The organism is Stenotrophomonas sp. NPDC077421 (genome assembly GCF_049545505.1).
Lineage (GTDB): Bacteria > Pseudomonadota > Gammaproteobacteria > Xanthomonadales > Xanthomonadaceae > Stenotrophomonas > Stenotrophomonas nematodicola.
Genome location: NZ_JBMWDP010000022.1, coordinates 34,981 through 48,733, shown reverse-complemented (window position 1 = coordinate 48,733; position 13,753 = coordinate 34,981). Strand labels below are relative to the sequence as shown.

2 protein-coding genes are annotated in these 13,753 nt (G+C 69.5%); both read right to left on the bottom strand.

Annotated features, from left to right (window positions below):
• Nucleotides 1-46: 46 nt before the first annotated feature.
• Nucleotides 47-1,039 (bottom strand): TauD/TfdA family dioxygenase, encoded by a 993-nt coding sequence (locus ACPEH1_RS13010; RefSeq protein WP_312708353.1) that lies wholly within the window; start codon nucleotides 1,037-1,039, stop codon nucleotides 47-49.
• A gap of 28 nt (nucleotides 1,040-1,067) precedes the next feature.
• Nucleotides 1,068-13,712 carry an amino acid adenylation domain-containing protein gene (locus ACPEH1_RS13005; RefSeq protein ID WP_423715890.1) on the bottom strand — a complete coding sequence of 4,215 codons (12,645 nt, stop codon included), beginning with the start codon at nucleotides 13,710-13,712 and terminating at the stop codon, nucleotides 1,068-1,070.
• Between the last annotated feature and the right edge of the window lie 41 nt (nucleotides 13,713-13,753).

The window sequence follows — 13,753 nt, the reverse complement described above, 5'->3', positions numbered from 1 at the left end:
TCCCTTGAAGTCCAACTGCGTTCCTGGCTGACAGTGCTGCAACGGTTCAGTCCGTCATGGCCACCAGAATCCTCCTGGGGCCGCGAAACGGCATGCGACCGTGCGCGAACAGCATGTTGTCCAACACCAGCAGGTCACCACTCTGCCAGGGGAAGCGGATCGCATGGCGTTCATAGCAGCCACGGATCTCTTCCAGCACGCTGTCCTCTATTTCCCCCCCATCGCCGTAGCACGCATGCCGGGGAAGGTTGTCCCTTCCGCATGCAGCCAGCAGCATCGCCCCCTGGTCTTCCGGCAAGGAAGACACATGGAACAGGTGGGCCTGGTTGAACCAGACCTTCTCGCCGGTCAGTGGGTGTGTTGCAGACGCCTGGCATACCTGCCAGGTGCGAAGCCGTTCCCCTTCCCGCCACGAGAACCCGATGCCCGCCTGGGCACAGAATGTTTCGACCTCGCTGCGCGATTCAGTCTGAAACACTTCCTGCCAAGACAGGTCCAGTTCACCGTAGTTGCGAACATACATTATTTTTCGCCGTTCGAGGCGCTCGCGAAGCGCCGGATCGAGCGACGCATACACTTTCCTGCTGTCGGCGATCGGCGTCTCACCGCCTTCGGCGCTCGGCTGCTGCGCATGGAAATAGATGACGCCCGGCCACGCATGCGTGTACGAGTTCTCGTTGTGCAGCGGAATGGCGTACTCGGCGGGATACTCGGTGGAGGTGTAGATGCGGTCGTCCAGCTGCGTGCGCGGCGTCGAGCGGTTCTCGTAGGTCAGCCGTTCGCCGCCGCCCAGCGCATCCACCACGCCTTTGAACACGGCCACATCGTCGATGCCCATGTTGCGGTACAGCAAGGCGCCGTGCCGCAGCAGGCACTCGCGCAACTGCGCGCGATGGGTGCGGGTCCAGGCCACGGGATCGATCTGCGCCCCGGCGTTCGCCTGCAGGCGCCGAGGTATCGGATGCCCGTCGGCGAAGTCCAGCTCCTCCACCAGGTTGCCCGACACCGGCACCTGGCGCCGCCCGCTGCGCTGGCGCAACAGGGACAGCGAGGACGGCGATTCGATCTCACTCATGGTCGACGACTCCTTCGTTGATGATGGCGTTGCGCCGACGACTGCGCGCCAGCATGCCGTGGGATGCTTCCTGCAACGATGCCGCCTGGCGCGCCTGCGCGGCGTCCTCGATCCGTGCCAGTGCCTCGATCAGCGCTTCCACGGTCTGCGTGGGTGCTGCACTGGAGACGTCGAGCAGGTGCGCGAACTGTGCCGACAGGCGCTCAGCGGTGGCGCGGGTGAATACATCGGTGTTGAAACTCAGGCTGCCACGCAGTTCGCCTTCCACCTCCTCGATGGTGAACTGCAGGTCGAACTTGGACGAGCCGGCGTCCACACCCACCGGCTCGACCATCAGGCCGGGCATCGCCTCCTGCTGGATCGGGACGTTCTGCAGCACCAGCTTCACCTGGAACAGCGGGGTGTGGGCCAGCGTGCGGGGATGGCCCACCGCGTCCACCACCTGGTCGAAGGGCGCGTCCTGATGCGCATACGCATCCAGGGCGGTCTGACGTGCGCGCCGGAGCAGTGCCTCGAAGGTGGGATCACCAGCAAGATCCACGCGCATGACCACCTGGTTGGCGAACAGGCCGAACACCGCTTCCAGGTCCCGCTCGGCGCGGTTGGCCACGGTCGCTCCCACCGCGATATCGCGGCTGCCACTGGCGTGCGCAAGCACCACATCCAGCGCCGCGAGCAGGTACATGTACAACGTGATGCCCTGCTTGTTGCACTGCGCGACAACGCGATCCCGCACCGCGCCGCCGATGCGCAGGTCCACTGTGGCGCCCCGGAAGCTCTGCACGGCCGGCCGCGGCAGGTCGGTGCGGATCGGCAGCAGCGCGGGCAGGCCGGCCAACCGGGTACGCCAGTAGTCCAGCTGCGTCCCGGTGACACCCTCCATCTGCAGCGCGCGTTCGCGCGCGACGTGATCGGCGTAGCGCAGCCGCAACGGCGGCAACCGGGCGCCCTCGGTACCGCCTGCATAGAGTGCCGCCAGCTCGCGCAGCAGCAGCGCCATCGACCAGCCATCGGCGGCAATGTGATGCACGCTGAGCAGCAGCACATGCTGCACCGGCCCGATCCGCACCAGGGTGAACCGGTGCACCGGCCCGGTCGCGAGGTCAAACGGCGCTGCGGCCTCTTCACGCGCGATGGCCTCCAGCGCCTCCGCGTCGCAGGCGATCAGCCGCATCGCGTCCGCCCTGCCCTCATCCACCACCCGCCGCGGAACGCCGGCGTCGTCGACAAAGCGCGTGCGCAGGGCGGCGTGGCGCTCCACCAGGTGCGCGAGGCAGTCGCGCAGGCGCTCCTCGTCGAGCACCCCGTCAAGGCGCAGCGCGGTGGTGATGTTGTAGGTCGCGTCCTGGCCCTGGAGACGGTCCAGGAACCACAGACCACGCTGCGCATAGGACAGCGCGCCATCGTCGGCGACCGGCCCCGACGGCGCTCGACGGGAAATGCCTGCAGACCGGTGCGCATCGATGCGGGATGCCAATCCAGCCACCGTGGGCGACTCGAACAGCGCGCGCACCGGCAGGTCAATGGAGAACGCCTCCCGCGCGCGGACCACGACCTGGGCGGTCAACAGCGAGTGCCCGCCCATCTCGAAGAAGTTGCTGTCGCGGTCCACGACCGGCCGGTCCAGCACTTCACTCCAGATGCCGAGCAGCAGCTCCTCGCTGGCCGACAGGGTACCGGGCGCCACCGGCAGCGTCGCCGCCTGCCCGTCCGGCAGCGGCAACTGCTTGCGATCCACCTTGCCGTTGGCCGACAAGGGGAAGGCCGCGAGCGTCACGTAATGCCACGGCACCATGTAATGCGGCAGGCGCTCGGCGAGTGCCTCCCGCAGCGTGGCCGCCACCGGTCCGCCGGTCTCCGAGGGCCGCACGTAGGCCACCAGCCGGCGTTCGCCCGGCGTGTCCTCGCGGACGACCACCAGCGCATCGCCAACGCCCGGCTGCTGCTGCAGCGTTGCTTCGATCTCGCCCAGTTCAATGCGATAACCGTTGACCTTCACCTGGAAGTCGGCGCGCCCCAGGAACTCGATGTTGCCGTCGTCCAGGTAGCGCCCCCTGTCGCCGGTGCGATAGAGGCGCTCCCCCGTGCCGGGATGGACAATGAAGCTGGCGGCGGTCTTCACCGGGTCGCGCCAGTAGCCGAGAGCCAGGCCGACGCCGCCGATGAACAGGTCGCCCTCGATGCCGATCGGGCAAGGCGCCAGCCTTGCATCGAGCACGTAGAAGCGCTGGTTGGCCAGTGCCTTGCCGTACGGAATGCTGGGCCAGGACGGGTCGACCTCGCCGATGGGATAGAGAATGGACCAGATCGACGCCTCGGTGGCCCCGCCCATCGACACGATCGCGCCGCCGGGGAAGCGCGCCCGGTAGCGCTGCGGCAACGACAGCGGTATCCAGTCGCCGCTCAGCATCGCCAGCCGCAGGCTGCCGGGCAGACAGCGGTCCTGCCGCTCCAGCTCGTCCACCAGCAGCTGCAGCAGCGCCGGCACGGAATTCCACAGCGTCACCCCGTGGGCCTGCAGCAGCTGCGTCCAGGCGGCCGGATCCTGCTGCGCGGACGCGGCAGGCATCACCACCGCAGCCCCTGCTGCCAGCGGGCCGAAGATGTCATACACGGAAAGATCGAAGCTCAGCGACGATACCGCCAGCACGCGATCCCGCGCCTCCACGTTGAAGCGCGCATTGATGTCGCGGACGGTGTTGACCGCGCCGCGATGATCGATCATCACCCCCTTGGGTTGCCCCGTCGAGCCGGAGGTGAAGATCGTGTACGCCAGATCGGTCGCCACCTGCAGTGCGGGCACCGGCCCCTCCAGCAGCGCATCATCGGCGTGGATGTCCAGCCGTGCCACGCCCGCGGGCAGCACATCCCCGCAGGCGACACCCGGCACCGACAGCACTGCGGCTGCCTCACCGTGGCCGACCAGGAAGGCACGGCGCTCGGCCGGCCAGGACGACTCGATCGGCAGGTAGGCCGCGCCCGCGTACAGAACCGCGTATACCGCGACCACCTGCTGCCAGCCCTTCTCCATCACCACCGCCACGTGCTGCCCGGGGCGCACGCCGGCGGCGGACAGCCGCCGGCTCACGGCAAGCGCGTGCTGGTGCACCTGTCGGTAGGTCATCTGCCTGTCGTCGGCGATGACCGCCACGGCATCCGGCGTCCGCGCAAGCTGGGCAGCGAACAGGCCATGCAGGGTCGCGTCGGGGTCCCCCAGATCGGTGGCAGTGGCGTTCCACTCCCCATCAATGGCCGCCTGCTCGGCTGCGGTGAGCATGGGCAGCGCGCCCAGCGCCGAGGCCGGTTGTTCGGCCATCGACTGCAGCAGCCGGGCCAGATGGCCGAGCAGCCGTGTCGCAGCAGCCGGGGCGAAACGCTGTGCATCGTGGTACAGGCAGAACGACAGGCATTCGCCGGGCTCGACCATCAATGTCAACGGCAGCTCGGTCTGGTCCAGCGCGTCGGCCCAGTCGATCCGCAGTCCATCGCCCAGAACGCCATCGACCGCAGGATAGTTCTCGAACACCACCAGCGTGTCGAACAGCGGCGTACCGGCGGCAAGGCCCGTCCACTGCACGATATCGGCGAGCGAGCAGTGTCCGTGCGATTCACGCTCGGACTGCGCGGCATGCAGACCGGCCAGCCACGGCAGCAGTTCCCGCGTGTCGTCGACCTGCACCCGCACCGGCAGACTGTTGATGAAGGGTCCGACCGTGCGTTCAACGCCCGGCAGATCCACCGGCCGCCCCGAGGCGGTACACCCGTACACCACGTCCGCGTCGCCGCTGTAGCGGGCGAGCAGAATCGCCCAGGCGCCCTGCACCAGCACGCCGAGCGTCAACTGGCAGCGACGCGCAAGCGCCTGCAGAGCCGCCGTGTGCCGTCCGTCGAGGGTGCCGCGCGAGGCGCACGGACGCTTCTCTCCGCGTGCGGGAGCAGCGAGGCTGCCACCGGCCAGTGGCTGGCGCGGCGACAGTCCCTCGAAGGTCCGTTGCCAATACGCGGCCATCGAGGTGCGGTCCTGGCGGCGCAGCCACGCCACGTGATCGGCGAAACGGCGGGGTTCGGGCAGCGTCGGCCGGCGGCCTGCCACCAGCGCCTGGTAGCACGCCAGCACTTCGGCGAGCACGATCGATCGCGACCACCCATCAGACACCGCGTGGTGTTCGCTGAGCACGAAGCGGTGGACATCGTCGGCAAACTGCAGCAGGTAGACCCGCAGCAACGGCGCCTGTTCGAAACAGAAGCCGCGCTCGCGGTCCTCCTGCAGCAGCGCCTGGTAGCGCTGCTCCTGCTGGGCCGGCGGCAGCGACCGCCAGTCATGGAAGACCCACGGAAGGTCGACGCTGCGCTGTACCACCATCACCGGTACCGCACCCGCTGCGCGCTGCACGCTGGCGCGGTAGACATCGTGGCGCCCTGCCACGATCTGCCAGGCCTGCTGGAAGGCAACTGCGTCCAGACGCCCGCTGATCTGGTTGCGGAGGTGCGATACATACACGCCCTCACCGGGGGCCAGCAGCGAGTGGTAGATCAGTCCGTGCTGGATCGGGGTGACCGGGAAGATCGTCTCGATCATGCGGGCCGAGGCCAGCCCGGTGGACGCGACCAGCGCGTCCAGTTCCTCCTGTCCGTCCTCCAGCAGCGGTACATCGGAGGGCGACAGTCCGCCGCTGGATGCCAGCACGCAGTGTCCCACCAGGCCGCGCAGCGCCTGGACATACTGCGCGGCCCATGCGGCGACATCCTCCTTCCGGACGTACGTCGGACAATAGGTGAACACCACCTGCAGCCGCTGGTCCTTGACGAAGGCGACCACGTCGATCGCATGGGTGCGCGTCTCGTCGTGGGCCTGCATGGCGCCAGGGTGTTCCAGCGCGAGGTCGAACAGGCTGCCCTGCCCCATCGACTGATCGAACTGTCCGAGGTAGTTGAAGCTCACCGCCGGTGCAGGCGCCTCATCCACACCCGCCCCGAGGTAGCGCACCACGCCATAGGCCAGTCCCTTGCCGGGAAGCGCGCGCAGCTGCTCCTTCACCGCCAGCAGGCAACGCCCTTCGTCGCCCGCGGCAGGCAGGTCCAGCGTGAGCGGGAACATGGACGTGAACCAGCCCACCGTCCGCGATACGTCGATCTGGTCGAACAGGTCTTCGCGTCCGTGGCCTTCCAGCGTCAGGCTGAGCTGAAGCTGGCCGGTCAGCGCACGGGCAGACAGCGCCAGGGCGCACAGCAGCAGATCATTGATCTCGGTGCGGTAGGCCGCGCCGGCCTCCCGGAGCAGGCAGTGGGTGTCGCCTTCGTCCAACGCCAGTTCGTACTGCTCCTGTCCACCATGCCGGTTGTGGCCGCCGTCGAGCAGCGGCACTGGCAGCGGCGCCAGCGGCATGCCGTGCCAGTAGCGCGCCTGCTCGTTGGCCTGCTCAGTGCGGGCGTAGTGCTGGAGTTGCCCGGTCCACGCCTTGTAGGCGCTGGTCTTGGCCGGCAGGAGGGCCGGTGTACCCGCCGCATGCGCGGTGTAGAGCGTGGCCAGGTCTTCCAGCAGGATGCGCCAGGACACCCCGTCAGTGACGAGATGGTGGACCACCAGCAGCAGTCGCAGCTCGCCGTGTCCCAAGTCGAAGCACGCGGCACGCAGGGCTGGCGAACGCTCGAGCACAAGACTGCCCTGCATCGCGGCGGCCTGGTCCTGCATGGCCTGGGCGGCCGCCTCCGGTGCATGCATGCCCAGGTCGTGCCACTCCGGCACCACCTCCTCCGGAGCACCGTAGGACTGATGCCAGCGGCCCCCGTCCTGCCGATAGCACAGCCGCAACGCGTCGTGGTGCTCTACCAGCGCGGTAAGCGCGGCCTGCATTGCCGCCAGGTCCAGCGAAGGCCGGTTGACCTTGAGCAGCAACGACTGGTTCCAATGATGCGGGTGCGCGAATGGCTGCGCGAAGAACCACGCCTGGATCGGTGCCAGCGGACAGTCGCCGCTGAGCACCCCCTGCTCGGCCAGAATCGCCGGTGCGTCCGGTTGCGCCGCGACCTCGGCCAGTTCGGCGATGGTCTGCCGCTCGAACAGCTGCCGGGAGGTCAGGCGCAATCCCGCCTGGTTGGCCCGTGCCACCACCTGCGTGCCCAGTACCGAATCGCCCCCAAGCTCGAAGAAGTTCTCATGCACCCCGATCCGCTGCAGCCCCAACACCTGCCGCCACACCTCCACCAGCGTGCGCTCGCAGGCGTTGCGCGGCAGCTGCGGATCATGGCCTTCAGCAGCGCCCGTGGCGCCCATGCCGGCCAGCGCGGCCTCGTCCAGGGAGCCGTCGGGCAGGCGCGGAATGCGCTCGCACGGCCGCACATCCAGCACATGCCGGTGCCCCAGCCCGTCGCGGTAGGTATCCGTCGCCTGTGCGACGAGGGCCGCAGGCGCCGCGATGTAGGCAGCCAGCACGCGGCGTCGGGCCGGCGTGCCCTCGATGTCGGGCAGCAGGTGTCGATTGGCACCGTCCAACCCGACCGAATAGCGTCCTGGCGACCGGCACAGCAGGGCCTTCATCGACACCCAGCCCTCTTCCAGGCTGATGGCGTGGTAGCCCATCGCGCGCGAGGCCTCGCGTGCATAGCCGGGGTTGTCCTGGCTCATGCCCACGTCGTCCCACATGGCCCAGTCGATGACGTAGGTGTTGGGGAAGCGCGGGCGCAGCTGTTCCGCATACCCGGCCAACGCACCGTTGGCCATCGAATAGGCACCAAACGTCGCACCGCCGTACAGCGCGTTGACCGACGAGAACGCCACGCAGAGCAGCGACGGGCGTTCCTCCAGCAGCGGCACCACGGCATGCAGCCCGCCCACCTTGGGCGTCAGTGCGGCACGGTAGGCCTGCTCGGTCTCTTCCGCCAGGCCGTGGCGGCTGGCCTGCGACCAGTGCGCGGCTACATTGCCGCCCTCCGCCAGATCGCCCGCCAGGTGGAACACCCCGTCCAGCCCCCGTCCCCACCGCCGCTCGGCCTCGGCCACGGCGGCGCACACGGCAGCGCTGTCGGTGACATCGGCCTGGACATAGAGCACAGCGCCATCGCGCGCACGCGACCGCAGCTCGGCAAGGACGCGGGCCCGCTCACGCTCACGTGCATCGCCATCGGGCGTGGCAGCGCTGCGCCCGATCAGCAGCACCTGCGCATCGAACTCGTGGCACAGCCGGTTGGCCAGGTACCGGCCGATACCCCCCAGGCCACCGGTCAGCAGGTAGGTTCCGCCCCTGACCAGCGGCAACGGCTGTGCATCGGCGGCGCTGACGTCCAGCTCGGACAACCGAGGCAGCAGGCGCTGCGACCGCCGGTACATCACTTCGTGATCGAGCGCGGCGGCACTGCCTTCTTCCAGAAGCCGCGCGACGGTCCCCTCCGCGTCGGCATCGGCAAGGTGCACCAGGCTGGGTTCGAGGCAGCTCGCTTCCAGCGCGGCGGTGCGCAGCAGGCCCGGCAACGCGGCATCTGCCGCCGTGGCGCCGGCCTCACCGCCGCGTGCGAGCAGGAACTGCACGTCCTGCGCGGGAGCGCACTGCGCCAGCACCCGCAGCAGCGTGCGCACCGGAGCGAGGGCCGCATCGGTCTCACTCACCGGGTCGTGCGCCGGCGCATCGACGGGGTCCTGCCAGAACCAGAGCAGCTGCAGCACGCCCGCCGTGCTGGCAAGCGCGGCATCCAGCAGTGCCCGGTAATCCTCGGCGCGGTCGCGGCGCACCACATGGGTTCGAGGCGTTGCCCCGTCCGGTGCGACGATGTCCACCGCAGGCGCGCCACCGGCCGGCCACACCAGCCATAGCGGCACGGTGTCGCCCGACGCTGCCAGCAGCGCGCGCGCCTGCAGCGCATCATCCACGAACGCGATCCGCGCAGCAGGCGTGCGTGCCCCCATCGCGCGACGCTGCGCAGGCCGCCACGTGCGTCGGTGGAACCACGCCGGCACCGTGTTGGCGTTGCCGGCCAGCAGGTCCTGCGTGCGCAGCAGGCTGTCGAACTGGCCGGCCATCAGCTGCGCGGCCAGCTGGCCACGCTGGATCTTGCCGATGGAGGTCTTGGGCACATCGTCGACCGACAACGGGACGATGTAGGACGGATTGACCTGGCAGCCGCGCAGGACCGCCTGCCGCACCGCGCGGATGGCGGCATCGGTGTCCCCCGCTTCTGCGGCGGGAACGAAGAAAATCGCCAGTCGATCGGTCGCCGCGCCCGGCTCGCGCACCGCGGTGGCAGCGGTGAAGGAGATCTGCACGGCGCCGGTCTCATCCACCACCTGTTCGATCTCGTGGCTGTGGAAGTTGGCGCCGTTGATGATGATCACGTCCTTCTCGCGACCGGTGATGGTCAACCCCACCGCACCGATCGTGGCCAGGTCGCCGGTGTTGAACCAGCCATCGGCGGTGAACGCCTCCGACGTCGCCTCGACGTTGTGCAGATAGCCGCTGGTGACATTCGGGCCCCGGATCTGCAGGCGTCCGACCCGTCCCATCGGCTGCACGCGGTCGTCGGCGTCCACGATGCGGATGGCCACGCCGGGAATCGGCTCGCCCACCGCGACGAACGGATCGTCATCACGGCTGCCCTCCAGGGTCAGTCGCGAGAACACGACGCCCGAGCACGTCTCGGACATGCCCCAGGAGGGGCGCATACTGGTGCCGGGCAGGCCGAAGGCGCGCAGGCGACGCAGGAACCCGCGCGCGCTCTTGCTGACGATCGCTTCGCCGCCATTGAGGATGAACTGCATCGAGGACAGGTCCCAGCTGCGTTCGGGCGCGTGGTCCACGGCTTCATTGACCAGCGCGAAGGCGAAGTTGGGTGCCCAGGTGGCGGTTGCGCGGTACTGTTGGATCAGGTCCAGCCAGCGCAGCGGCGCCTCCAGCACATACTCGGTGGCGACCTGAAGCTGTTCGCAGGCAAGCCAGGTATCGAGCACGTGGAACATGACCAGCCCACCGACGTGGTCCAGCGGCATCCAGTTCATCGATACGGCACCGGCATCGAATCCGTTGTGCAGCGCTGTGGCGGCCGAGCGTGCGATCAGCGCCCGGTGGCTCTGTCGCACCGCTTTGGGCATGCCGGTACTTCCGGACGTCAGCAGCAGCAGGGCGACGTCATCCGCATCGGGCGTGTGCAGGTGACCCGGTGCCTGCGCGCGTGCGAGCACGGCGCCGTCGAGCACGGCGACGGGCACGTCTTCGCGACGCAGCAGCGCGGCGATTCCACTGTACTGGGCCGCGCTGGCGACCACCGCCCTGGGCTGCAGCAGCCGGCAGGTATTGAGCAGCTTGTCGCGTCCGGCACTGGGCACGTCATAGCTGGGCAGCACCCCCAGCGGCACCGGCACCAGTCCGCCGAGCACGCAGGCCCAGAACACCGGGACGACGTCCAGGTTGTCGGCCAGCTGAAGCACCACGATGTCGCCGGGGACAACGCCTGCCTGACTCAACCCGCCCAGCACCTTCTCGGCCTCCACCAGCACCTGGGCATAGCTGCGGCGCACGGCCACGCCGTCGCGGTCGATGCAGATGACCCCCCGGTCGCCGGCCGCCGCGCGCCGCAGCACGGCCCCCAGGTCGGTCGGCAGGTCCGACGGCAGGGCATTGCCCTCGAGCAGCGCGTCAGCCTGCGGCGCGGTCGCCGCCTGCACTGTCGCGTCCGCGGCATCCTCGACCCGGGCCTGCTCCACGGCCTGGCGACGCCAGCCCGGAATCGCATCGGCCAGGTGGTGGCGACGCGCCTGCACCTCGGTGTCCACCAGCACTGCGGCCGTATCGGCGCCTGCGGTCGCCTCGGACAGCGCCTGCTCTACCCGCGCCATGTCCGTGTCTGCCAGCGCAGGACACATCTTCAGCGCGGCGAGGTCGACCCGACCGTCGGCGCACAGCGGAATGGTCGATACGCTCACCCAGATGTCCGGACGGAGGCCCACCGGCAGCAACAGCGCGGTGGCCTCGGCGACCGACGCCACCGCTTCGCTGCGCGCGACCACGACGTACACCACGAGCCGGTCGCCGTCAGCGGTGGGCTGGAGCGCGACGTGCGCATCCTTGACCATCGCATGCGCCTGCACCGTCGCTTCGATGCCCGCCAGTGCGAGCGCATGGCCATCGCGGCGGACCACATCGGCCGGCCCCGGCAGCAACTGCAACTGTCCGTCCGGACGCCAGCGCCCCCGTCGCTGCAGCGTCAGCGGCGACGGACCGGCCACGCGCACGTTGCCGGCGATGGTCGGGGCGCAGCCACGGCCCTGCGCGTCGCAGATCTCCAACGCGGCATCCCACGCCTCCCAGCGGTCCTGACCCGGCGACGCGCTGCCGCCGGCCATCGACTGCGCGACTACATGCGCCGGCGACGGGGTCAGCGCGTGGAGATGGTGAAGCTGGACGAGCGCGCCGCCGACCTTGGCCTGCAGGCGGTTCAGATCGGTGGCCCCGCCCACGTAGATCAGGATGGGCGGCAGCAGGCCCGGATGCGCCGCCTGCACCTCGCCGATGCAGCGGTCGTCGCAGAGCAGCGCCTGGCCCGACATGCCACCGGCGTGCAGGATCACGCGCGCCGCCTGGCCTGCCCACAGCATGTCGCGCACGAATCCTGCCGTACCGGGATGCCGCAACAGGGTGACGTCGTCGCCACGCACCAAGGCGCAGCAGCGGCCCTGCCGCAGAACCGCCGCATGCAGCGTGTCATGCGAGCAGACCCGTGCGGTGCCTTCGCAGTCCACCTGCAGGGCCGGTACATCCAGACGGGGCGACCAGAGGGCGTCCGGGACGACGGCGGCGTCCGGCGCGACCAGATCGCGCCAGGCGATCGCGCGCAGGTCAGCGTCGAGCGGCGACGCCGGTTCCTCTCCGTCATGGATGAGGACGGTGCAGCCGTGGCGCCCCAGCAGCGCGCGCAGCGCGCCTGCCGGCAACGTCCGGTCCACCAGCAACGGCACCACGCCTGCGTGCCAGCACGCCAGCACCGCCGTCCAGCCTGCCACCGCATCGTCCATCGCCACACCGACCACCGCCCCCTGGCCGGCGGTGCCCGCCAGCGCGCGGGCCGCGGGGACCGCCGCCTGCAGCAGATCCCGGCCCTCGTGGACGCCGTCTGCGTCCACCAGCCGCATGTCCGCGCAGCGGGCCTGCAGGGCGGCCACCGTGGTGGCATCGACCGCCGCCCCTTCCGGCAACGGCAACCGCGGGGGCAGTGCCGCCGCGATCGTCCCGGCCACCGGCGCCTCCGGCGCGCGCACCAGCGCGCTCAGCAGCGCGCCGTACTGGGCACCGAAGGTGCGCATCGTCTCGGTCTGGTAGAGGTCCGTGCTGTACGTGAGGATCGCACGGTACCCGGCGGACTGCGGCTGCAGTTCCAGCACCAGATCGAAATCGCTGCCCTCACGGCCGATCTCGATCGGCTCGATCGCCAGCCCGCCCAGCGCGAGATCCCCGCCGGGCACGTTCTGCACCGCGAACAACACCTGCGCCAAGGGGGCGTGCGCGGTGCTCCGCACCGGATTCAGCGCGTCCACGACCTGGTCGAACGGCAGCTCCTGGTGGGCATAGGCCTGCAGCGTGCCATGCCGCACCTGATCCAGCAGCTGGGTGAAGCTGAGTGCCGTGTCGATCGCATCGCGGAGCAGCACGGTGTTGGCGAAGAAGCCGATGACCCCCGCCAGCTCCGAGCGTCCCCGATTGGCCACGGGAGTTGCAACGAGAATATCGCTGCGCCCGCTGTGGACGCCCAGCAGTACCTCGAATGCCGCAAGCAGCACCATGAAAGGCGTAGCGGAGCAACGACGGGCCAGCGCGGCCACCGCGTCGGCCGTGGACGCATCCAGGTCGAAGAACAGCGTCGCGGCCTGGAAGCTCTTGGTTGCGGGGCGAGGATAGTCGCCCGGCAGGTCCAGCAGGGGCGGAGCATCGGCAAGACGCTCGCGCCAGTACGCAAGGTGACGCCGCGCCTGGTCAGGGCCCATCTGGTCCTGCTGCCAGTGCGCGTAGTCGACGTACTGCACCGGCAACGGGTCCAGTGCCGCCGTCGCCCCGCTCGCATGGGCCGCATACAGGCGGCTCAGCTCGCCGATCAGGACACCCATCGACCAGCCATCGGAGATGATGTGGTGCATGTTCACCAGCAGCACATGCGATTCTGCGTCCTCGCGCAGCAGCTGCGTTTCGAACAGGGGCCCGGTCTGCAGATCGAACACGCGCTGGCTCAGCGCGGCGCAGCGGGCATCCACCGCCGCGGCGCGATCGGCGGCTGTCAGCGGTGACAGATCCACCTGGGTCAGCGCCTGGCCCCCGGCAGGATGTACGCGCTGCACCACCGCAACGCCATCCAGCTCGAAGGTGGTCCGCAGGGATTCGTGACGCGCCTGCAGGTCGTCGAGCGCGGACTGCAGCGCCGGCAGATCAAGGGGACCACGCAGGCGGACCGCCGACGACATGTTGTACGCCGCATTGCCGCCGCGCTCCTGGAACATCCACATGCGCTGCTGGGCCGGACTGACGGCATGTACGGACTGGCTGCGATCCACCAGCGGGATCGGTGCCGGTGCCGCCGTAGTGCCTTGCTGGCGCAGCGCACGCATCAGTGCGTCGCGTTCGGCGGGAGAGAGACGGGCGATCCTGTCGTTCAGCGAATCCATGTCGTAGTGCCTCCAAGTCCATTGCTTCGGCACGGACGCCT

What these genes read in the sequence shown, in the direction of transcription:
- ACPEH1_RS13005 (WP_423715890.1), bottom strand. Translation starts at nt 13,712, where the DNA reads ATGGATTCGCTGAACGACAGGATCGCCCGTCTCTCTCCCGCCGAACGC.